This window comes from Caulobacter segnis (assembly GCF_031454995.1).
GTDB lineage: Bacteria > Pseudomonadota > Alphaproteobacteria > Caulobacterales > Caulobacteraceae > Caulobacter > Caulobacter segnis_E.
Window position 1 is genome coordinate 178,088 of sequence record NZ_JAVDRV010000004.1, and the last position, 22,178, is coordinate 200,265.

General features: G+C 67.4%; 21 protein-coding genes and 1 pseudogene. 18 read left to right on the top strand and 4 right to left on the bottom strand.

The window, feature by feature from the left end:
• The first annotated feature begins 7 nt into the window (after positions 1 to 7).
• The 5 genes from J2728_RS15175 to trmB all read left to right on the top strand — a co-directional run bounded on the left by J2728_RS15175 (position 8) and on the right by trmB (position 5,078).
• Positions 8 to 928 (top strand): hemolysin family protein, encoded by a 921-nt coding sequence (locus tag J2728_RS15175; protein ID WP_310000431.1) that lies wholly within the window; start codon positions 8 to 10, stop codon positions 926 to 928.
• The gene (gene lnt, locus J2728_RS15180) at positions 925 to 2,517 is read left to right on the top strand and encodes an apolipoprotein N-acyltransferase (protein WP_310000432.1); all 1,593 of its coding nucleotides are present in this window, start codon (positions 925 to 927) and stop codon (positions 2,515 to 2,517) included. Before J2728_RS15175 ends, lnt begins: the two co-directional genes overlap by 4 nt.
• Positions 2,518 to 2,551: 34 nt before the next feature.
• Positions 2,552 to 2,974: a helix-turn-helix domain-containing protein gene (locus J2728_RS15185; protein ID WP_404979774.1), complete on the top strand. Its 423-nt coding sequence runs from the start codon at positions 2,552 to 2,554 to the stop codon at positions 2,972 to 2,974.
• Positions 2,975 to 3,083: 109 nt separating this feature from the next.
• Positions 3,084 to 4,307 carry a methionine adenosyltransferase gene (gene metK / locus J2728_RS15190; RefSeq protein WP_310000436.1) on the top strand — a complete coding sequence of 408 codons (1,224 nt, stop codon included), beginning with the start codon at positions 3,084 to 3,086 and terminating at the stop codon, positions 4,305 to 4,307.
• A 90-nt stretch (positions 4,308 to 4,397) separates the two neighbouring features.
• The gene (gene trmB, locus J2728_RS15195; protein WP_310000437.1) at positions 4,398 to 5,078 is read left to right on the top strand and encodes a tRNA (guanosine(46)-N7)-methyltransferase TrmB; all 681 of its coding nucleotides are present in this window, start codon (positions 4,398 to 4,400) and stop codon (positions 5,076 to 5,078) included.
• A 102-nt stretch (positions 5,079 to 5,180) separates the two neighbouring features.
• On the opposite strand, the gene ppa is transcribed toward trmB, so the two are convergent.
• Entirely contained in the window at positions 5,181 to 5,714 is a 534-nt protein-coding gene (ppa, locus tag J2728_RS15200) for an inorganic diphosphatase (protein WP_310000439.1), read from the bottom strand.
• A 238-nt stretch (positions 5,715 to 5,952) separates the two neighbouring features.
• On the opposite strand from ppa, the gene rimP reads away from it, so the two are divergent.
• The 13 genes from rimP to J2728_RS15265 all read left to right on the top strand — a co-directional run bounded on the left by rimP (position 5,953) and on the right by J2728_RS15265 (position 20,614).
• Positions 5,953 to 6,528: a ribosome maturation factor RimP gene (gene rimP / locus J2728_RS15205; RefSeq protein WP_310000441.1), complete on the top strand. Its 576-nt coding sequence runs from the start codon at positions 5,953 to 5,955 to the stop codon at positions 6,526 to 6,528.
• Between the two features lie 2 nt (positions 6,529 to 6,530).
• On the top strand, positions 6,531 to 8,207 hold the full coding sequence (gene nusA / locus J2728_RS15210; protein ID WP_310000443.1) for a transcription termination factor NusA: 1,677 nt from the start codon (positions 6,531 to 6,533) through the stop codon (positions 8,205 to 8,207).
• Positions 8,208 to 8,291: 84 nt separating this feature from the next.
• The gene (locus tag J2728_RS15215; protein WP_310000444.1) at positions 8,292 to 8,942 is read left to right on the top strand and encodes an RNA-binding protein; all 651 of its coding nucleotides are present in this window, start codon (positions 8,292 to 8,294) and stop codon (positions 8,940 to 8,942) included.
• Between the two features lie 292 nt (positions 8,943 to 9,234).
• Entirely contained in the window at positions 9,235 to 12,285 is a 3,051-nt protein-coding gene (infB, locus tag J2728_RS15220; RefSeq protein WP_310000445.1) for a translation initiation factor IF-2, read from the top strand.
• A gap of 205 nt (positions 12,286 to 12,490) precedes the next feature.
• Positions 12,491 to 13,006, top strand: coding sequence for a DUF2939 domain-containing protein (locus J2728_RS15225; protein ID WP_310000446.1), 516 nt, complete (start codon positions 12,491 to 12,493; stop codon positions 13,004 to 13,006).
• Positions 13,003 to 13,566 (top strand): hypothetical protein, encoded by a 564-nt coding sequence (locus J2728_RS15230; RefSeq protein WP_310000447.1) that lies wholly within the window; start codon positions 13,003 to 13,005, stop codon positions 13,564 to 13,566. Before J2728_RS15225 ends, J2728_RS15230 begins: the two co-directional genes overlap by 4 nt.
• Before the next feature lie 56 nt (positions 13,567 to 13,622).
• Positions 13,623 to 14,408 (top strand): dienelactone hydrolase family protein, encoded by a 786-nt coding sequence (locus J2728_RS15235; protein ID WP_310000449.1) that lies wholly within the window; start codon positions 13,623 to 13,625, stop codon positions 14,406 to 14,408.
• 109 nt (positions 14,409 to 14,517) lie between these two features.
• On the top strand, positions 14,518 to 14,964 hold the full coding sequence (gene rbfA / locus J2728_RS15240; RefSeq protein WP_310000451.1) for a 30S ribosome-binding factor RbfA: 447 nt from the start codon (positions 14,518 to 14,520) through the stop codon (positions 14,962 to 14,964).
• A gap of 2 nt (positions 14,965 to 14,966) precedes the next feature.
• Complete coding sequence (truB, locus tag J2728_RS15245) at positions 14,967 to 15,899, top strand: tRNA pseudouridine(55) synthase TruB (protein ID WP_310000453.1); 933 nt, start codon at positions 14,967 to 14,969, stop codon at positions 15,897 to 15,899.
• A gap of 14 nt (positions 15,900 to 15,913) precedes the next feature.
• Positions 15,914 to 16,183: a 30S ribosomal protein S15 gene (gene rpsO, locus J2728_RS15250; protein WP_096052942.1), complete on the top strand. Its 270-nt coding sequence runs from the start codon at positions 15,914 to 15,916 to the stop codon at positions 16,181 to 16,183.
• Between the two features lie 245 nt (positions 16,184 to 16,428).
• Positions 16,429 to 18,567 (top strand): polyribonucleotide nucleotidyltransferase, encoded by a 2,139-nt coding sequence (gene pnp, locus J2728_RS15255; protein WP_310000457.1) that lies wholly within the window; start codon positions 16,429 to 16,431, stop codon positions 18,565 to 18,567.
• A gap of 220 nt (positions 18,568 to 18,787) precedes the next feature.
• Complete coding sequence (locus J2728_RS15260; RefSeq protein ID WP_310000460.1) at positions 18,788 to 19,648, top strand: DUF1206 domain-containing protein; 861 nt, start codon at positions 18,788 to 18,790, stop codon at positions 19,646 to 19,648.
• A gap of 129 nt (positions 19,649 to 19,777) precedes the next feature.
• Positions 19,778 to 20,614, top strand: a complete 837-nt coding sequence (locus J2728_RS15265) for an alpha/beta fold hydrolase (RefSeq protein WP_310000463.1) — start codon at positions 19,778 to 19,780, stop codon at positions 20,612 to 20,614.
• Between the two features lie 8 nt (positions 20,615 to 20,622).
• Here J2728_RS15265 and J2728_RS15270 read toward each other — a convergent pair.
• From J2728_RS15270 to J2728_RS15280, 3 genes and pseudogenes are all read right to left on the bottom strand, one after another.
• Positions 20,623 to 20,753 (bottom strand): annotated as a pseudogene (locus J2728_RS15270) (hypothetical protein); the annotation flags it as partial.
• Position 20,754: 1 nt separating this feature from the next.
• Positions 20,755 to 21,459 carry a ribonuclease T2 gene (locus J2728_RS15275; protein WP_310000466.1) on the bottom strand — a complete coding sequence of 235 codons (705 nt, stop codon included), beginning with the start codon at positions 21,457 to 21,459 and terminating at the stop codon, positions 20,755 to 20,757.
• A gap of 66 nt (positions 21,460 to 21,525) precedes the next feature.
• Entirely contained in the window at positions 21,526 to 22,158 is a 633-nt protein-coding gene (locus J2728_RS15280; protein WP_310000469.1) for a LysE family translocator, read from the bottom strand.
• Between the last annotated feature and the right edge of the window lie 20 nt (positions 22,159 to 22,178).

A 22,178-nucleotide genomic window follows, 5' to 3' on the forward strand; every position in this document is an offset into this window, starting at 1 on the left:
CAGGGCCATGCCCAGCGACGAGCCTAGTCAACAGCCCGCCGCGCCGGCGCGAAGAAGCCGGGGCGTGCGGGCGTTCCTTAGACGCATGCGTCGGCGGCTGACCGCCGGCGGCGGAGAATCCCCGCGTCCGCCCGAGCCTCCGGCCCAGAGCGGCGAGGTCGATATCGTCGACCAGGCCGAGGCCTTCCAGACCTTGCGGGTCGCCGACGTGATGACGCCGCGCGCGGATATCGTCGCCGTCGAGCTTTCCACGCCGTTCGACATCCTGGTCGCGCAATTTGTCGAGGCCGGGCATTCGCGGATGCCGATCTATCGCGAGACCTTGGACGATCCCGTGGGCGTCATCCACGTCAAGGACGTGTTTCGGCTGATGGCAGAGGACGAGAAGCGGCCGAGCGCCGGCGATTTCGTGCTGAACAAGCTGCGCCGCGAGGCGTTGTACGTGCCCGCCTCGATGAAGGCCGCCGACCTGCTGCTGCGCATGCGCACCAGCCGGATTCACATGGCCCTGGTCATCGACGAGTTCGGCGGCACGGACGGCGTGGTGACGATGGAAGACCTGATCGAGGCGGTGGTCGGCGAGATCGACGACGAGCACGACGACGCCGCGGCCGCCGCGATCGTGGCGCGACCGGGCGGGGTCTATGACACCGACGCCCGCGCGCCGCTCGAGGAATTGGAGTCCGCGCTGGGACGCGAGCTGGCGCCCGCCGACATGGAAGAGGATATCGACACCATCGCCGGCCTCGTGGTCGCCCTGGCCGGGCGCGTGCCGCAGCGGGGCGAGGTGATCGCCCATCCCGACGGCTATGAGTTCGAGGTGGTCGAGGCCGATCCGCGCCGGGTGCGCCGCGTGCGCGTGCGGGGCGGTCCCACGCGCCAGGCCGACGCCGCCGAGGCGATCTCCGAGGGCGTCGGCGCTTCGTGACGCTCTGGAGCCGCTTCCGCCAGCGCCCGTGGAGCGGACCGCTGCTGGCCCTAGGCGCGGGCCTCGCCGCGGCGCTCGCCCATCCGCCCTTCGGCCTGTTGCCTGGGCTACTGGGCTACGCCCTGCTTCTTCATCTCTTGGACACCGCGTCCGTGGCCAAGCCGCTGCGCTCGGCGTTCTGGCGCGGCTGGCTGGCGGGCGTCGGCTATTTCGGACTTGGCACCTGGTGGATCGGCGAGGCCTTCCTGGTCGACGCGGCCAACCAGGGCTGGATGGCACCCTTCGCGATCGCCGCCATGGCCGCCGGCCTGGCGCTGTTCTGGGGCCTGGCGGGGCTGCTCTATCGGCTCGTCCGGCCGGCGAGCGCCTGGCGGATTCTAACCTTCGCCGGCGCCTTCGCCGCGCTGGAATGGGCGCGCGGCCATGTCCTGACGGGCTTTCCCTGGAACCTGCCAGGCGAGACGTGGCGCGCTGGCTCGGCGCCGTCGCAAGCGGCCGCGCTGGTCGGCGCCTATGGTCTGACCTGGATCACCTTGGCCATCGCCGCCGCCCCGGCGGTCTGGCGCGAGGGGCGCGGCGGACGTGTCGCCTTGATCTCGGCCATGGTCGGGCTGGCGGGGCTTTACGGTCATGGCGCCTTGGCTCTGCGCAAGCCCTTGCTTCAGGAGCCGCCTGTCTCGGTGCGCATCGTCCAGGCCGACATCCAGCAAGACGCCAAGTGGGACGCCGGGCGCTTCGCCCAGATCGTCCAGGCCTATGTGTCGCTGACGGCCCGGCCCTACGCGGGAAAGCCAGCCGACCTGGTGATCTGGCCCGAGGGCGCCTTGCCCGCGGCGATCAACGACTATCTCGCGCCGGGGACCTGGGTGCGTCAGGCCATTCTCGATAGCGTCAGGCCTGGCCAGACCCTGCTGATCGGCGGCTATCGCTACGAAGGCCCGATCGACAAACCCGTTTACTACAACAGCCTGATCGCCCTGCGTCGGACGGCCGGCGACCTCGAGGTCGTCGGCGTCTACGACAAGCATCGGCTGGTGCCCTTTGGCGAATACTTGCCTGCGGAGGCCTTCCTTACCCAAATTGGGTTCAAGAGTCTGGCCCATCTCGGAGATGGCTTCGCCACCGGGCCCCGGCCCGCGCCCTTGTTGGTCGCGCCGAACCTGCTGACCCAACCGCTGATTTGCTACGAAAGCTTGTTTCCTGGATTGGCCAGGAAAAACAAGGATGTAAGGGTTCTGATCAATGTGTCGAACGACGCTTGGTTCGGCGTCACGTCGGGGCCGCTTCAGCATCTGAACCTGGCCAGCTATCGCGCCATCGAGCACGCGACGCCCATTCTACGCGCCACCCCGACGGGTGTTAGCGCTGTCATCGGGGCGGATGGTCGAGTTGTGGGCCGGGCCCGCCTGGATCTAGGACAACGTGGCGTTATCGATGCGCAAATACCAGGCCGAGGCCAGGTGACGCGTTTCGATGACTTCGGCGATGGCGCTCTTTTGGTGCTTCTACTGATATCTATGGTTGCGTCGGTTCGCCTGGGAGCAGGTAAATCCTTGTGGACTATTGCGCGCCGGAAAGACTCGCGCTGAATTAAAACCGCAATTTCAGCTATCAAGCGTGGGCATGAGCGATTTGTCGGGCGCCGAACGCCATCCCAATCCGGTCGACCTGCACGTCGGGGCGCGCATCCGCATGCGCCGCAAGATTCTTGGCGTGAGCCAGGAGCGTCTGGCCGAGGACCTGGGTCTGACGTTTCAGCAGATCCAGAAGTACGAGCGCGGCGCCAACCGGGTCAGCGCCAGCAAGCTCTATGAGATCGCCAGGAGCCTGCAGGCTTCGGTCGGCTACTTCTTCGAGGGCCTCGAGGCCACGGCTGACGGCGTGTCGGACGCGGGGGAGCCGTTCGTCCATGATTTCCTGATGACATCCGAGGGTCTGGAGCTGGCCACGCAGTTTCCCCGGATCACGCGGTCGAAGGTCCGTCGGCGGATTCTGGAGTTGGTTCGCTCGATGGCCGACGAGGAAGAGCTGGGCGAGAGCGATTGATCGTCAGGCTCGCTTGCCCGCATAAACATATCTTTATATGGTTCCGGTCTAACTGAACGCCCAAATGGCGCGCGTTCGTGCGCGCGCCTCCCATGGCCGGAGCTGTCTCTTGACCCGTTCGTCCTACATCTTCACCAGCGAGAGCGTTTCCGAAGGCCATCCCGACAAGGTCGCCGATCGCATCAGCGACACCGTCGTCGACGCCTTCCTGAGCGCGGACCCCGAGGCTCGCGTCGCCTGCGAGACGCTGGTGACGACCAACCGCATCGTCCTGGCGGGCGAGGTTCGCGCCGGCCAGCCGGGCGGCGACAAGAAGGCCAACAAGCAGCTGACCAAGGACATCCTTGGCGCGCTGGAGCCGAAGGTTCGCGCCGCCATCAAGGACATCGGTTACGAGCAGAAGGGCTTCCACTGGCAGAAGGCGAAGTACGCCAACTATCTGCACGGCCAGTCGGCGCACATCGCCCAGGGCGTTGACGCCACCGACAAGAAGGACGAGGGCGCGGGCGACCAGGGCATCATGTTCGGCTACGCCAGCACCGAGACGCCCGAACTGATGCCGGCGACCCTGCAGTACAGCCACAATGTGCTCAAGCGCCTGGCCGAGCTGCGCCACTCGGGAGAGCTCTCCGAGTTGGAGCCGGACGCCAAGAGCCAGGTGACCTTGGAATACGACGGCAATGGCCGCCCGCAGCGCGTGGTGTCGATCGTCGTGTCGCACCAGCACAAGAAGAAGATCGACGGCAAGGCCGCGACCTCCAAGCGCGTGCTGGACCTGATCAAGCCGCACATCCTGCCGGTCTTCCCGGACGGCCTGATCACCAAGAAGACCCAGTGGCTGGTCAACCCGACCGGCCGCTTCGAGATCGGCGGCCCTGACGGCGACGCCGGCGTGACCGGCCGCAAGATCATCGTCGACACCTACGGCGGCGCGGCGCCGCACGGTGGCGGCGCCTTCTCGGGCAAGGATCCGACCAAGGTCGACCGCTCGGCCGCCTATGCCTGCCGCTACCTGGCCAAGAACGTCGTGGCCGCCGGCCTGGCCGACCGCTGCACCATCCAGATCGCCTACGCCATCGGCGTGGCCCAGCCGGTCTCGTTCCACGTCGACCTGCATGGCACCGGCAAGGTCGATCCGGCGGTGCTGGAAAAGACCCTGCCCCAGCTGATCGGCGGCGCCACGCCGCGCGCGATCCGCGAGCACCTGCAGCTGAACCGTCCGATCTACGCCCGCACGGCGGCCTACGGCCACTTTGGCCGCACGCCCGACAACGAGGGCGGCTTCTCTTGGGAGAAGACCGACCTGGTCAGCGAACTGAAGGGCCTGGCCTAAGCCTCGCGCCACGCCTTGATCGAGCGGGCTCCGATCCGGACGGGTCGGAGCCCGTTTTCATTTCCCGCCCAGCGCTTTAAGACCCCGGCCATGACCAACCCGCAACAACCCCACGGGCCGCTGCGCTCGTTCGGCCGTCTGAAGTCGCGTCCGGTGAAGCCGCGCCAGCAGGCCCTGCTCGACACCCTGCTGCCCGAGATCGCCGTTCCGCCGGGGCCGTTCCAGCCGCTGGACCTGGCGCCGGGCGCCAAGGCGGTCTGGCTGGAGATCGGTTTCGGTGGCGGCGAACACATGGCCACCCAGGCTGGCCGAAACCCGGACGTCTTGATCATCGGGGCCGAGCCGTTCGTGAACGGCGTCGCTAGCGCGGTCCGTCACGTCGAGGAGCAGGCGCTCAAGAACGTCCGCATCCACGAGGGCGACGCCCGGGACGTTGTCGACTGGCTGCCCGACGCGTGCCTGGACCGCGTCTTCATCATGTTCCCCGATCCCTGGCACAAGGCGCGGCACAACAAGCGGCGCCTGGTCCAGCCGGAGTTCGTCGCCAAGCTGGCGCGGGTGATGAAGCCGGGCGCCGCCTTGCGGTTCGCCACCGATTGGGCCGACTACGCCGAGTGGACGACAGAGCGGGTTCTGGCCGATCCGAACTTCCGTTTCGCCGACGAGACAGCCGCCCGCGACGCGATCCCAGCCGACCACGTCACCACGCGTTATGAGGAAAAGAAGCTCGGCGACTGCGCGCCGGTGTTCCTGGACTTCGTCAGGACCTGAAAGAAGAAAGGCCGGCGCTAGATCATATAGCTAGAGCGCGTTCGAGCGGTTTAACCGCTTAACGCTTGAACCCAACGCGCTCTGGGCGCCGGCCTTTTTCGATCAGTACGTCTCGTTGTAGCGCTTGATCGCCGCGCGGATGATCTCGGCGGTTTCGTCGAGATCGGCCCAGCCGGTGATCTTGGTCGACTTGCCCTTTTCCAGGTCCTTGTAGTGCTGGAAGAAGTGGGCGATCTGCTCGGTCAGGATGGTCGGCAGGTCGCGCCAGCTGGACACGCCCGTGTAGAACGGGTGCAGCTTGTCGACCGGCACGGCCAGGATCTTCTCGTCCGAACCGGCTTCGTCGACCATCATCAAGGTGCCAATCGGCCGGCAGCGGATGATCGCGCCAGGCACCACCGGGGTCGGGCCCACGACCATGATGTCGGCGGGGTCGCCGTCATCGGCCAAGGTGTGCGGGATGAAGCCGTAATTGGCCGGGTAGAACATGGCCGTGTGCAGGAAACGGTCGACCATCAGGGCGCCGCTTTCCTTGTCGATCTCGTACTTCACCGGCTCGCCGCCCTGCGGGATCTCGATGATGGCGTTCAGATCGTAGGGCGGGTTCGCGCCTGTCGGAATCTTGGAAAGGTCCATTGTGACTCTTTGAGTTTTTGAGGTCCGCGGGGAGGCGGCCTGCGCGGACGGGCTTATAGGCCCAAATTGCCGCGGCGCGGAAGAGGCGAGCGTGGTCGGAGTCGACAAGCCTCCCCAATTCCCCTATAAACCAATCCACATCGTCCGTTAGCGCTAGATGGCGCTTTCGAGCGGCGGCCCGAAAGGCTGCCGCTTTTTGTTTGGCCGGTCGGCGACCGGAAAAGAGTTCGAGAGACACGTGCGCGGCAAGACGCAGGAAGACCGAGAGCTGATCGAGATGCTCGACCCCGTCGCCGAGAGCCTCGGCTACGAGATCGTCCGGCTGCGTCTGATGGGGGGCGCCGAGCAGCGCCGCCTGCAGATCATGGCCGAGCACCCCCTGCTGGAAGACGGCTCGGGCGGCGACATGAACGTCGAGGACTGCGCTCGCTTGTCGCGCGCGATTTCCGAGGTGATGGACGCCGCCGATCCGATCGCCGGCGAGTATACGCTGGAGGTCTCGAGCCCCGGCGTCGACCGTCCGCTGACGCGCTTGAAGGACTTCGACGACTATGCGGGCCTGGAGGCCCGTATCGAGCTCGACCGCGTGGCCGAGGGCCGCAAGCGCTTCAAGGGCGAGCTGGCCGGGATCGAGGACGACCAGGTCGGCCTGAACATCGAGGGCGAGGACGACGTCACCGTCTACTTCCCCTTCGCGTGGATCATCGACGCCAAGCTCGTCATGACCGACACCCTGATGAAGCGGGGGGCCGATCAGCGCGCCGCTCGCATCAAATCCGACAACGAAGACCTGTCCGAAAGTGAAGAGGACTGACCATGGCCATCGGCATCGCCGCTAACCGGCTTGAACTCCTGCAGATCGCCGATGCGGTCGCCCGGGAAAAGGGCATCGAGAAGGAAGTCGTCATCGAGGCCATCGAGGACGCTCTGCAGAAGGCCGCCCGCGCCCGCTACGGCGCCGAGCACGACATCCGCGTCAAGATCGACCCGAGGACCGGCGAGACGACGCAGAAGCGCGTGATCGAGGTCGTGTCCGACGACGCCGAGCTGGAAGGCGAGATCGGCAAGATGCCGCTGTCGATCGCCAAGCGCGCCTGGCGCGACGCCGAGATCGGCAAGGTCTACGAAGAGGCCCTGCCGCCGTTCGAGATCGGCCGCGTCCAGACCCAGATGGCCCGCCAGGTCGTCATGCATAAGGTCCGCGAGGCCGAGCGCGAGCGTCAGTACGACGAGTACAAGGATCGCGTCGGCGAGATCGTCAACGGCAGCGTCAAGCGCGTCGAGTACGGCAACGTGATCGTCGATCTGGGCCGCGGCGAAGGCATCATGCGTCGCGACCAGTCGATCCCGCGCGAGAACTTCAACGTCGGCGACCGCATCCGCGCCTACATCTACGACGTCCGTCGCGAGACCAAGGGTCCGCAGATCATGCTGAGCCGGGCGCACGGCGGCTTCATGGCCAAGCTGTTCGCCCAGGAAGTGCCGGAAGTTTACGACGGCGTCATCGAGATCCGCGCCGTGGCCCGCGACCCCGGCTCGCGCGCCAAGATGGCCGTCATCTCGAACGACAGCTCGATCGACCCCGTCGGCGCCTGCGTCGGCATGCGCGGCTCGCGCGTGCAGGCGGTCGTGGCCGAGCTGCAGGGCGAGAAGATCGACATCATTCAGTGGTCGGAAGACGAGGCCACCTTCATCGTCAACGCCCTGGCCCCGGCCGAAGTCTCCAAGGTCGTCATGGACGAGGAAGACGAGCGCGTCGAAGTGGTGGTGCCGGACGAACAGCTGTCGCTGGCCATCGGCCGTCGCGGCCAGAACGTCCGCCTGGCTTCGCAGCTGACCGGCTGGCAGATCGACATCATGACCGAGAGCCAGGAGAGCGAGCGTCGTCAGCGCGAGTTCACCGAGCGCACGGCCCTGTTCCAGGAAGCCCTGGACGTCGACGAGGTCATCGCCCAGCTGCTGGTCACCGAGGGCTTCGCCGCCGTGGAAGACGTGGCCTTTGTCGAGCCGCACGAGATCGCCGCGATCGAGGGCTTCGACGAGGAAACCGCCGAGGAACTGCAGGCCCGCGCCCGCGAATTCCTCGACAAGGAAGCCGCCGCCCTGGACGCCAAGCGTCTGGAGTTGGGCGTCCAGGACGAGGTGCTGGGCATCGAGGGCGTGACCCTGGCCATGGCCGTGGCCCTGGGCGAGGGCGACGTGAAGACCGTCGAGGACCTCGCCGGCCTGGTGCCCGACGACATGCGCGGTTGGTTCGAGAACAAGAACGGCGAGCGCGTGCGCGAGCCGGGCATCCTGGAAAGCTTCAACCTGTCGCCCGAGGACGCCGAGGCCCTGATCATGCGCGCTCGTGTCGCCATGGGTTGGGTCGAGGCGCCGCCGGAGCCCGAATACGAGGCCGAAACCGAAGCCGAATACGAGGGTGAGGTCGAAGGCGAAGCCGCCGCCGACGCGCCCGCCGGCGAGGAAGTCGCCTCGGAACAAGAAGCCTAAGGGCCTCGACGTCTTGCGTGACGGCCTCGCGGAGCGATCCGCGGGGCCGTTCGTTCGACCAGACCCCTCCCTGTCGCGGATTAGATGACCGAAACCCCTTCGCCCAAGACCCACGCCGAAGCCAACCGTCAGCGCAAGGACATCGTCCTGGGCGAGGCGGTCGACGAGGCGCGTCTGATCCGCTTCGTGGCGGGGCCGGACGGGGCGGTGGTTCCGGATCTGGCTCGCAAGCTGCCGGGCCGGGGGATCTGGGTTGGCGCCGATCGGGACTCGATCACGACCGCCGCGAAGAAGGGCCTCTTCTCGCGGGCGGCCAAGGCCAAGTTGACCGTCGCGCCGGATCTCGCCGATCAGGTGGAAACCCTGCTGGCGCGGCGCGTCTTGGAAGGCTTGGGCCTTGCGCGGAAGGCCGGCGGCATTATCTCGGGATACGAGAAAGTCGTCGCCGCCCTGGCCACGGGCAAGGTGGCCTGGCTGATCGAGGCGTCCGACGGCGCCGAGGACGGTCGCCGCAAGATTCTAGCCGCCGCTCGCAGGGCTCCCTCGGCCCCCCGTTTGCTGGGCGCGTTCAATTCGGACGAATTGGGTTTGGCCTTGGGCGGGGAGAATGTGATACACACCGCTCTCCTTGCCGGGCGCGGCATCGATCGCTGGACGCAGGATGTCGAGCGATTGTCAGGCTTCCGCCCGCTTTTGCCTCCCGAATGGTCGGCGAACGGACGCGAGGAAAGCTAGAGATCTTCCCGCCTTCGGCGGACCAGAAGACCTCTGCGAAAAACAGGCGAGCCTGTTCGCCTTGGTCGGCCCGCCGACCAAGCAGGCTCTAGGGCTTTTGCATCTCACCGGGGCCCTCCGGTGGAATGGAAAAGCCCTAGAATCTTTGAAGTTGGGCGCGGCTATTCGGGTCGCGTCCGTGGGTGAAGGGTCGGGAAACGCGCTTCCTGTTGGGAGTACGTCCAGGCCCCTTTCTCACATGGAAACACGGTTTTTTAGCCAGGTACCGCCTGGCGGAAGTACAAGCGAGCGCATGAGCGACGACAACGAAAACGGCCGACCCGGCGGACGAGCCCCGATCACGCTGAAGCCCCGTCAGGGCTCGGTGAGCGCAGGGGTCGTGAAGCAGAGCTTCAGCCACGGCCGGACCAAGACGGTTGTGGTGGAAACCAAGCGGACGCGGCCTCACGCGCCCGCCTCCGGCAATCTTGCCGCGCCGTCCTCGGCCGAGCGTCGTCACGACGCCCCCGCGCCCCGTCCACCGCAGTCGCAAGGCGGCGGTTCGGCTGGCGGCGGTTCGGCGGGCGGTCTTTCGCAAGAAGAGCTGCGCGCTCGTCAACGCGTCGTCGACGCCGCTCGCGAGGCCCAGGCCCGCCAAGCCGCCGATCGCGCGGCCGCCGAGGCTCGCGCCCGCGCGGCGCAGGAAGCCGCTCAGCGTGAAGCCGCGGCCAAGGCGGCGGCCGAACGCGCCGCCGCGGCTCCGGCTCCGGCCCCGGCTCCCGCGGCTCCCGCTCCAACGGCCCCGGCTCCGGCCGCTCCCGTGACGCCGCCCCCGGCGGCTCCGGTTCAGCAGCCGGTCGCGCAAGCGCCGGCCGCGCCCCGCGCGGAAGCGCCGCGTCAGGAGGCTCCTCGCCAGGATTCTCAACGCGCGCAGACGTCGGGCCAGACCCGCACCTACGAGCCCAGCCGCGAGCGTCGCGACGATCGTCCGACCACGACGACCTATCGCCCCGCCCCGCAAGGCGACCGCCCGTTCAATCAGCGCGCGCCGCGTCCAGACGCCGGCGCCAACTTCGGCCAGCGCGCGCCGCGTCCCGAGGGCGACCGCCCGCGCGGCCCGCGTCCCGAGGGCGATCGTCCGCAAGGCGATCGCGGCGGCTATCGCGGCGACCGTCCGCAGGGGGATCGTCCTCAGGGCGACCGCCCGCAACAGACCGTCCGCTATTCGGCCCTCGCGCCGCGTCCGGCGCCGGGCGCTCGCGGTCCTGGCGGTCCGCCGCGCGGTCCGCGTCCGGGCGTTCCGGCCTCGGCTCCGGCCACGCCGGAAATCCAACGCGCCATGCGCTCGGCCCCGCGGCCCGGCGGCGAAGTCAGCCGTCGTCCCGACGAGGACGATGATCGTCGCAAGAGCGCCGCGCCGAACAAGGCCGTGTCGCGCGTCAAGGGTGCTCCGCAGCGCCGTGAAGGCCGCCTGACCATCCAGGCCGTCGCCGGCGACGGGGATTCCGCCGACCGGATGCGCTCGCTGGCCTCGGTCCGCCGGGCTCGCGAACGTGAAAAGGAAAAGCGTCGCGGCGGCGTGGCCGAACAGGCCCGCGTGGCGCGTGAAGTCGTCATCCCCGACGTCATCACCGTGCAGGAGCTGTCCAACCGGATGGCCGTGCGCGGCGTCGACATCATCAAGTTCCTGATGCGTCAGGGCGTGATGCTGAAGATCAACGACGTCATCGACAACGACACCGCCGAGCTGGTGGCGACCGAGTTCGGTCACACCGTCAAGCGCGTGTCGGAAGCCGACGTCGAAGAGGGCTTCATCGGCGCCGAGGACATCGACGATCACATGGAGCCGCGACCCCCGGTCGTGACGATCATGGGTCACGTCGACCACGGCAAGACCAGCCTGCTCGACGCCCTGCGTTCGACGGACGTGGCGGCGGGCGAAGCCGGCGGCATCACCCAGCACATCGGCGCCTATCAGGTTCGCCTGAAGGACGGTCAGCGCGTGACGTTCCTCGACACGCCCGGCCACGCCGCCTTCTCGCAAATGCGCGCCCGCGGCGCCAACATCACCGATATCGTGGTGCTGGTCGTGGCCGGTGACGACGGCGTCATGCCCCAGACGATCGAGGCGATCAAACACGCCAAGGCCGCCGAGGTGCCGATCATCGTCGCCGTCAACAAGATGGACAAGCCGGGCGCGGACTCCACGCGCGTGGTCAACGAGCTGCTGCAGCACGAGATCGTCGTCGAAAGCCTGGGTGGCGACACCCAGCTGATCGAGGTCTCGGCCAAGGCCCGCACGGGCCTCGACGAGCTGCTGGAAGCCATCCTGCTGCAGGCCGAAGTGCTGGACCTGAAGGCCAACCCCGACCGCACCGCCGACGGCGTGGTGATCGAGGCCAAGCTGGACAAGGGTCGCGGCGCCGTCTCGACCGTCCTGGTCAACCGCGGCACGCTGAAGCGCGGCGACATCGTCGTCGCCGGCGCCCAGTTCGGCCGCGTCCGCGCGCTCCTCAACGAGCGCAACGAGCAGCTGACCGAAGCCGGTCCCGCCACCCCGGTCGAGATCCTCGGCCTGGACGGCGTGCCCTCGCCGGGCGAAGCCTTCGCCGTGGTCGAGAACGAGGCCCGCGCTCGCGAGCTGACCGAGTACCGCATCCGCCAGAAGCGCGAGAAGTCGATGGCCCCCGTGGGCGCCGGCGCCTCGATGGCCGACATGATGGCCAAGCTGCAGGACAAGAAGCTGAAAGAACTGCCGCTGGTCATCAAGGCCGACGTGCAGGGTTCGGCCGAAGCGATCATCGGTTCGCTGGACAAGATGTCGACCGACGAGGTCCGCGCGCGGATCATCCTGTCGGGCGCCGGCGCGATCAGCGAAAGCGACGTCATGCTGGCCAAGGGCGCCGGCGCGCCGGTCATCGGCTTCAACGTCCGGGCCTCGGCCCAGGCGCGAGCCCTGGCCGAACGCGAAGGGGTCGAGATCCGCTACTATGCGATCATCTACGACCTGCTGGACGACATCAAAGGCGTGCTCTCGGGCATGCTGGCCCCGATCCAGCGCGAAACCTTCCTCGGCAACGCCGAGGTCCTGCAGGCCTTCGACATCAGCAAGGTCGGCAAGGTCGCCGGCTGTAAGGTCACCGAGGGCGTGGTCCGCAAGGGCGCCAAGGTCCGGATCGTCCGTCAGGACATCGTGGTCCTGGAACTGGGCACCCTGCAGACGCTCAAGCGCTTCAAGGACGAGGTCAACGAAGTCCCCGTCGGCCAGGAATGCGGCATGATGTTCGCCGGCTTCCAGGACATCAAGGTCGGCGACGTGATCGAGTGCTTCACCGTCGAAGAGATCAAGCGCCAGCTCGACTAGAGCGCGTTGGGCGAAAGTGTGGGCGGTTTCGCCCTCAAAACGCGCTCAAGGTAAAACCTGGAGCTTGTCGGACACCGACAAGCTCTGGGGGCTGGTCGCGAGATCGGAAATGCCGAAGGGCGCGGATCGCGAGGTCCGCGCCCTTTGTCTTGAGGCGCCTTCGCCAGACTGGAAATCGCCCCAATCCGGCGCTACGCCTTTCACCATGCGTATCAAGCCTCTTCTCGCTCTGACCGCCGTCGCCGCGTCCTTGACCGCCTGCGCGACGGCCGACCGCTATGACGCCGCGGGCGACGTCCATGACCTGCTGGTCGCGATCCGCGACAACGACCGCGCGCGCTTCGACGCTCATGTCGATCGCCGGGCCCTGAAGGGGCAGATCGAGGCGCGGTTGATGGACGAAGCGCGCCGTCGCGGCGGGTCCAGCGACGCGGTCTCGGCCCTGGCGGCCTTGGCGGCCGGACCACTGGCCGACGTCGCCGGCGAGGCGCTGATCCGGCCCGAGACCTTCCACGCGGCCGCGACCTACTATGGCTACACCCCCGATCGCCCGATCCCCGGCCGGGTCGCGATCGCCAGCACGCTTCGTCCGGCGGGTGACGGTCGGGTCTGCGCGGCGAAGAAGGACGGGCCCTGCCTGCTGACCTTCACGCGCGAGGGCGCGACCTGGCGTTTGACCGGCTTCGATCCGCAGGCGGCGAACCTGCATCTCCGCCGATGATCAAGGCCGGCTGGGCCTTCGCGGCCCTGATCTTGATGTCGGCCTCGGCCGCGCGGGCCGAGACGCGGATGTTCTCCTACGACCCGATCTCGCCCGACGCCAAGCGGCTGACCGGCGCGGGCGTGACGATCCTGTTCAATCAGGGCCTCTTGGGCGGCGGAAAACCGATCAAGGTGCTGGCCACCGGCGTGCCGGCCGAGGCGCGACTGAAGAATGGGCGGCTGAAGGACCTTGGGCCGGGCGGCCTTTCGGCCATGGAGGGCGTCGACACCGACGTGATGCTCTACGAGGTCGACTCCAGCGCCGCTCAGGGCAAGATCTATGTGCGCGCCTTCTGTCCGGGCTCGACGCGGCTTTGGCTGTCGTTCAGCACCATCGTCGTCCGGCGCGACCTGCGCATCCAGGCGTTCGGCGACGACCCGAAGGCGCGGGAGCGGGCGCGGCTTTGCGGCACGCTGGACTTTTCCTATCGCGGCGAATGGCGGCTGCCCGACGGGCGCGCGCCCAATCCGATGGAGGACTGGACCGACAATCCCCAGCACCCCGACACGACGAACTGATCTGGCCGGCTCTCGTCTTCCGGTCTAGCGTTCGCGCGGGCAGGGAGGGCGAAGGGATGCCGGACGATCCGCTGGCGGGGTTCGAGCGCTTCGACTTCGATGACGGCCGCTGGTCGCGCGAGGTCTATCGTATTGGCGCGGGTCCGGCGGTGATCGTCATTCATGAGGTTCCGGGTCTGCATCCCGGCGTGCTGGCCTTCGCCCGCGACTTGGCCCAGGCCGGCATGACCGCCATCTGCCCCAGCCTGTTCGGCAAGCCCGGCAAGACCGTGACGCAAGGCTACGCGGCCGGCGAGATTCTGAAGAACATGTGCGTGCGGCGTGAGTTCAGTGTCTGGAAGGACGGCCGCTCCAGCCCCATCGTCGACTGGCTGCGCGCCCTGGCCCGCGAGGTTCACGCCGAATGCGGCGGCAAGGGCGTTGGCGCCGTCGGCATGTGCTTCACCGGCGGTTTCGCCTTGGCGATGATGACCGAACCGACCGTGGTGGCGCCGGTGATGTCCCAGCCGTCGCTGCCGTTCGCGGACCGGGGCGGCCTCGATTGCTCGGCCGCCGAGCTGGCCTGCGCCAAACAGCGTTTCACGGACGAGGACCTGTCGCTGATAGCGCTGCGCTTCCGGTCCGACAAGTTGGTCCCCGACGCCCGCGTCGCGCGGCTCAAGGCCGAGTTCGGCGACAAGGTCGAGGTGATCGAGCTGGAAGACCACGACGCCGCGCCCGGTGTGCCGATGGCCCCGCATTCCGTCCTGACCCTGCACCTGCATCGCTCCATCCCCGACTGTGGGACGATGAAGGCGCGCGACCGGGTGATCGCGTTCCTTCGGGAGCGGGTGGGGGCCTGATGGACGCCGCGCTGGACTTCCGCCGCCGGGAGGCCTAGACACCGCGCCTTCGATTTTCCCCGCGCACCGGCGTTCGATCCGCCGGCCGGGCCACAAGGACGTCCGCGCCATGAAGCGCCATTCAGACAACAAGAAGGGCGCCGCGACTGGCCCATCCCAGCGCCAGCTCCGCGCCGGCGAACTGATCCGTCACGCCCTGGTCGAGATTCTCCGCGAGGAGGAGCTTCAGGACGAGGCGCTGCACAACATCTCGGTCACCGTTTCCGAAGTGCGGATGAGCCCGGACCTCAAGCACGCCGTCTGCTTCGTCGAGCCGCTGGGGGCGGGCCTGACCGGCGAGGACACCACCGAGGTGATCAAGGGCCTGAACCGGGTCTCGAAGTTCCTACGCGGGCGCCTGGGTCGCAGCATCGACATGAAGTTCACGCCGGACCTGAAGTTCATCCACGACGAGAGCTTCGGGACCGCCGCCTATATGGACAAGCTGTTCCTGGACCCGAAGGTCCAGCAGGACACCCGCCGCCTTTCGGACGTCCTCGACGAAGACGAGGACTGAGCATGGCTCGCCGCAAGAAGGGCGAGGCCGTCTCGGGCTGGATCTGCCTGGACAAGCCCTACGACCTGACCTCGACGACGGCCGTCGGCCGCGTGCGTCGCGCGTTCAACGCCCAGAAGGGCGGCCACGCCGGCACGCTGGACCCGCTGGCCACCGGCATCCTGCCGATCGCCCTGGGCGAGGCGACCAAGACCGTCCCGTTCTTGATGGACGCCGACAAGGCCTATCGCTTCACCATCGCCTGGGGGCGCGACACGACCACCCTCGACCGCGAGGGCGAGACCACGGCCAGCTCCGACGTTCGCCCGACCCGCGACAAGGTCGAAGCGGCCCTGCCCGCCTTCATCGGCGAGGTCGACCAGGTCCCGCCGAACTTCTCGGCCATCAAGGTCGACGGCGAGCGCGCCTATGACCTGGCCCGCGACGGGGTCGAATTCGAGCTGCCGACCCGCAAGGTGACGATCTTCGACCTCAAGGTCGTCGAGCAGTCGGACCCCGATCACATCACCTTGGAGATGGAATGCGGCAAGGGCACCTATGTCCGCGCCGTGGTCCGCGACCTCGCCAAGGCCCTCGGGGCGTGCGGCCACGTGGCCGATCTGCGCCGCACCCGCGTGGGGGGCTTCTCCGAGGCCGGGGCGATATCGCTGGAAACTCTCGAGAATTTGAGCTATGAGGCCCGGCTGTCGGAGGCATTGCTTCCGGTCGAGACCGCGCTGGACGACATCCCGGCGTTGGCCGTGACCGACGAAGACGCCTTTCGGCTTGCACAGGGACGCGCCATCGTCCTGCTTCCGCGTCAGGTGGAAACGTTGAAAGCCGAGCTTCCGCCCGGCGATCGCACCGTTTCCGCCATGTCCGGCGACAGGTTGGTGGCCCTGTGCGAGATGCGCGCCGGAAAGCTCAATCCGGTGCGGGTCTTCCAACTCACCTGAGCGGAGACAACCCGATGTCGATCACCATCGAGCGCAAGGCCGCGCTCATCGCCGAACACGCCCGCACCACTGGCGACACCGGCAGCGCTGAAGTCCAGGTCGCGATCCTCTCGGAACGCATCTCCAACCTGACCGAGCACTTCAAGACGCACAAGAAGGACAACCACAGCCGTCGTGGCCTGCTGAAGCTGGTTTCCCAGCGTCGCCGGCTTCTCGACCACCTGAAGAAGTCCGACGCCGGTCGCTATCAGTCCCTGATCGAAAAGCTGGGTCTGCGTCGCTAAGGCACAAGGTCCGCCGCCCCGCGGGAGCAGGGCGGCGGATCGCGTATTGGGAGCCTTGTGTCCGAGATAGGCCGGACGCCAGGTTTCCGAGGATGGCCCACGACCGGGCTGTCCGACTGTCCGAGGGTTCACGTCCTCAAACCCGCCTGTCAAACTGGATGAGGATCATCGGGCCGGCTTCCGTTAGCCGTCCGCCCCTGTCCGCCCCCGACGGGAATCCGCCCGCGGGAACCGAAAGAAGAAAAATGTTCGATATCAAGCGCAAGACGATCGAGTGGGGCGGCAAGACGCTGGTCCTCGAAACCGGTCGCATCGCCCGTCAAGCCGACGGCGCCGTTCTGGCCACCATGGGCGAAACCGTCGTCCTGGCCACCGCCGTGTTCGCCAAGACCCAGAAGCCGGGCCAAGATTTCTTCCCGCTGACGGTCAACTATCAGGAAAAGACCTTCGCGGCCGGCAAGATCCCCGGCGGCTACTTCAAGCGCGAAGGCCGTCCGTCGGAAAAGGAGACCCTGGTCTCCCGCCTGATCGACCGTCCGATCCGCCCGCTGTTCGTCAAGGGCTTCAAGAACGAAGTCCAGGTCGTCGTCACCGTGCTGCAGCACGACCTCGAGAACGATCCCGACATCCTGGGCATGGTCGCCGCCTCGGCCGCTCTGTGCCTGTCGGGCGCCCCGTTCATGGGCCCGATCGGCGCCGCGCGCGTCGGCTGGATCAATGACGGTTACGTGCTCAACCCGACGCTCGACGAGCTGAAGGAAAGCAAGATGGACCTCGTCGTGGCCGGCACCGCCGACGCCGTGATGATGGTTGAATCCGAAATCCAGGAGCTCTCGGAAGAGATCGTGCTGGGCGGCGTCAACTTCGCCCACCAGCAGATGCAGGCCGTGATCGACGCGATCATCGACCTGGCCGAGCATGCCGCCAAGGAGCCCTTCGCGTTCGAGCCGGAAGACACCGACGCGATCAAGGCCGAGATGAAGGGCATCGTCGGCGCGGACATCGCCGCCGGCTACAAGATCACCAAGAAGCAGGACCGCTACGAGGCGATCGGTAACGCCAAGAAGAAGGCCATCGAGGCCATGGGCAAGTCGGACACCAATCCGGCCGGCCATGACCCGCAAAAGCTGGGCGCGATCTTCAAGGAGCTGGAAGCCGACGTCGTGCGTCGCGGCATCCTGGACACCGGCCTGCGCATCGACGGCCGCGACGTCCGCACCGTCCGTCCGATCCTGGGCGAAGTCGGCATCCTGCCGCGCACCCACGGTTCGGCCCTGTTCACCCGCGGCGAGACGCAAGCCATCGTCGTGGCCACCCTGGGCACCGGCGACGACGAGCAGTTCATCGACGCCCTGGAAGGCACCTACAAGGAATCCTTCCTGCTGCACTACAACTTCCCCCCCTACAGCGTCGGTGAAACCGGCCGTATGGGCAGCCCGGGCCGCCGCGAAATCGGCCACGGCAAGCTGGCCTGGCGCGCCCTGCGCCCGATGCTGCCGGCCAAGGAAGACTTCCCCTACACGATCCGCCTGGTCTCGGAGATCACCGAGTCGAACGGTTCGTCCTCGATGGCCACGGTCTGCGGTTCGTCGCTGGCCATGATGGACGCCGGCGTGCCGCTGGTCCGTCCGGTCTCGGGCATCGCCATGGGCCTGATCCTGGAAAAGGACGGCTTCGCGGTTCTGTCGGACATCCTGGGCGACGAAGACCACCTCGGCGACATGGACTTCAAGGTGGCCGGCACCAGCGAAGGCCTGACCTCGCTGCAGATGGACATCAAGATCGCCGGCATCACGCCCCAGATCATGGAGCAGGCCCTGGCTCAAGCCAAGGAAGGCCGCGCGCACATCCTGGGCGAGATGAACAAGGCCATGGAAGCGCCGCGTGAAGACGTCGGCGAGTTCGCCCCGAAGATCGAGACCATCACCATTCCGACCGACAAGATCCGCGAAGTGATCGGCTCGGGCGGCAAGGTGATCCGCGAGATCGTCGCCACCACCGGCGCCAAGGTCGACATCAACGACGAGGGCACCGTGAAGGTCTCGGCCTCGGACGGCGCCAAGATCAAGGCCGCGATCGACTGGATCAAGTCGATCACGGACGAAGCGGAAGTCGGCAAGATCTACGACGGCAAGGTCGTGAAGGTCGTCGACTTCGGCGCCTTCGTGAACTTCTTCGGCGCCAAGGACGGTCTCGTCCACGTCAGCCAGATCAGCAACGAACGCGTCGCCAAGCCGTCGGACGTGCTGAAGGAAGGCCAGATGGTCAAGGTGAAGCTCCTGGGCTTCGACGACCGCGGCAAGACCAAGCTGTCGATGAAGGTCGTCGACCAGGAAACCGGCGAAGACCTGTCGAAGAAGGAAGCTGCGGCCGAAGAGGCGTAAGCCTCTAGAAGTCCGGTCTTTTTTCCGGAACGAACGCGGCGGGCGGCTCCGAAAGGGGCCGCCCGTTTCGCGTTTTGGGAGCGCGTGGCGGCATGGGGCGTTGTCCTTGGCGAACAGGGAGCGCCGCCATGGACATCCGGCAACAAGCAGACCGCGAGATCGACGCCGCGCCGGGCAAGTCCATTGGCTCCCGCGCCCAAGAGGAAGGGCTTTAGGCGCCTTGAACCGCTTGCTGGCGCTTCCGCATCGCCTGATCGACAAGAGCCGGATCGATCCGCTCCGCCTGCTCGAGTGGGCCGCGCGCCTGGGCTACGCGGCTCGAGGCCTCGTCTACTGCGGCCTGGGCGCGATCGCCTTGCTGGCGGCCATGGACCTGACGCCCCAGGCCAAGGGGGCCAAGGGCGTCCTCGAGACCTGGGCCGGTTGGCCTCTGGGGACGGTGCTGATCGCTGGCGTCGGCTGCGGCCTCACGGCTTTCGCGCTCTGGCGCGCGATCCAGGCGGTGTTCGACGCCGACCGTCATGGAACCTCCCCCAAGGCGTGGGCGGTCCGGGCGGGGCAGGCGATCAGCGGCCTCGTCTATGGGGGTCTGGCGCTATCGGCCTTCGAACTGCTCGACGTCTTCGAGGATTTCGGCGAGGCGGACGAAGCCGGGGATATTCAGCGGACCTCCGCCGCCGTGCTCGGCGCGCCCCATGGCGACTGGCTGCTTATCCTGGCGGGTCTCGTGGTGATCGGCTTTGGCGTCGGCAACGTCATTCAGGGCCTGATGCAGGACTTTGGTCGGCGCCTGGCGTGCGACAAGGACCTGCGTCGATGGGTCGAGCCCCTGGCCAAGATCGGTTACGCCGCCCGGGGACTGGCCACGCTGCCGGTGGGTGTCTTCCTCATGCTGGCGGGCCTGGAAGCGCGGGCGGCCGAGGCTCGCAGTTGGGGACAGGCTTTGCAGACCGTCGAGCAAAGGCCTTTCGGCGGCGTCGTGCTTGGCGCGCTGGCGGCGGGCCTTATCGCCTTCGGCCTCTTTGGCCTCGTGGAGGCGCGCTATCGGCGCATCTCGCCTCCGCCAGAACTGTCGATTTGATTTAGGTCAAAAACGGAAACCATAGATTTCGACCATTTCTATATCTGCGCCGTCGGTCAGCGGCCATTCTCTCCTCATCGGAACAACGGGACGGGCCAGGCGGCCTCCCAGGCAGAGGGAATAACGGATATGAGCAGCGGCTTCTTCACCACCAACGACGGCGCCCAGATCTTCTTCAAGGACTGGGGTCCCAAGACCGCCCAGCCGATCGTGTTCCACCACGGATGGCCGCTGTCGTCGGACGACTGGGACGCCCAGATGATGTTCTTCCTGAACAAGGGCTACCGCGTCATCGCCCATGACCGCCGCGGTCACGGGCGCTCCAGCCAGACCGACACCGGCAACGAGATGGACACCTACGCCGCCGACGTCATCGCGCTGGCCAGGCATCTGGACCTGAAAAACGCCATCCACATCGGTCACTCGACCGGCGGCGGCGAAGTCGCCCGCTACGTGGCCCGCGCCGAGCCTGGCCGCGTCGCCAAGGCCGTGCTGATCGGCGCGGTGCCGCCGATCATGCTGAAGACGCCCGCCAATCCCGGCGGCCTGCCGCTGGAGGTCTTCGACGGCTTCCGCGCGGCCCTGCTGGCCAACCGCGCCCAATTCTTCCACGACGTGGCCGCCGGCCCGTTCTACGGCTTTAACCGCGACGGCGCGAAGGTCTCGCCGGCGACGGTGGAGAACTGGTGGCGCCAGGGCATGATGGGCGGCGCCAAGGCCCACTACGACTGCATCACCGCCTTCTCGGAGACCGACTTCACCGAAGACCTCAAGGCGATCGACGTCCCGGTCCTGATCCTGCACGGCGAGGACGACCAGATCGTCCCGATCGCCGACAGCGCCGAGCTAGCCATCAAGCTGGTCAAGACCGGCAAGCTGATCACCTATCCGGGCTTCCCGCACGGCATGGCCACCACGGAAGCCGAGACCATCAACCGCGACCTGCTGACCTTCATCGAGGGTTGAGGTCGATGCGTGTTTCCCTCTCCCCACGCGGGAGAGGGTGGCCCGCTAAGCGGGTCGGGTGAGGGGGCGCTCGAAATGAACGGCGCGACCCCTCATCCGTCGCTTCCAGCGACACCTTCTCCCGCAAGGGGAGAAGGATTTTATCCCCGCTTCGGCGTGACCTTCACGACCGCCATGTCGGGAACGCCATTGCCGCCGCGACAGGCGGCCCACTTGAATTTCAGGTCCATGCAGACCCAGACCTCTGTCAGGTGGCCGTCCTTGACGCGGACGTTGAGGCCCTCCGGCGAGAGCTTGCGATTGCGCTCGAGGAACGCCTTGCGGATTTCGCCCGCCATCATGATCCCGTCGGCGCCGGGATCGAGGTCCGGCACGTTCAGCTTCTCGCGGATCTTGCGGGCCTTCTTGAAATAGGCCTCGGGCGTCTCCCACTTGCACGTGCCGTGCGCCTGCCACTCGTGTTGCAGCAGCCAGGGCGAAGGCGTCATGCACAGGTTGGCCTTGACGGTGGCGGGGCTCATCGGCGGGCTGGGACGGCAGTAGCGAGGATGAACCCTATCCGGCCCGTTCGGCCATAGGCCGTGCACCGTGAAGCCGAAACTGTTGGCCTGGCACTGGATCGCCTTGTCGGACTCCGGGATGCCGGCCCGGCAGGCCTCCGGCGACCAGTACAGCGCCAGCAGGTAGGCGGCGATCGGGACGTCCGTGTGGATCTCGTTCGGCGGCGGGACCTCGGACGGGGCCGGAGTGACCGAGATCGGAACCGCGCACGACTTTAGGTCCGAAGCCTGGGCTGCTCCGGCGAGGGCCAGAGACGCGACGGCGGCGACAAGGGCGGTCTTCATGGGCGGCTCCGGCGGGTCGGTCGGCGCGGATAGGGACCCGCGTCGACGTCTCCGTCAAGCCGTGGCTCAGCGCCGGGCCTCGGTGGCCATGCGCACGGCCAGGCCGCCGAGCACCGTCGCCATCAGCCAGCGCTGGACGATCGCGAAGCCCGGTCGCTGGGCCAGGAAGCCGGCGATGGATCCGGCGGCCAGGCATATGGCGCCGTTGATGGTGATGCTGACGCCGATCTGGGTCAGGCCCAGGGCCAGGGACTGGCTGAAGACGCCGCCCTGCCCGGGGTGGATGAACTGCGGCAGCAGCGACAGATAGAGCATGGCCGCCTTGGGGTTCAGCAGATTGGTCAGGAAGCCCATGCTGATCAGCTTGGCGGGGCTGTCCTTGGGCAGGTCGCGGACCTGGAAGGGCGCGGCGCCGCCCGGCCGGATCGCCTGCCAGGCCAGCCAGGCCAGATAGAGCGCGCCGCCGAACCGCAGGGCGTCATAGGCGATCGGCGCGGCCATCAGGAGCGCGGTGATGCCCAGGGCCGCGCACAACAGATAGACGATGAAGCCGGCGGCCGTGCCGATCAGCGACACGATCCCGGCCCAGCGGCCCTGGCAGATCGAACGGCTGACCAGATAGAGCATGTTCGGCCCTGGGGTCAGGGCCATCCCCAGGCAGATAAGCGTGAAAGCGATCCAGGTCTTGGCGTCGGGCATGGCGCGGCTCCGTTTTCGAT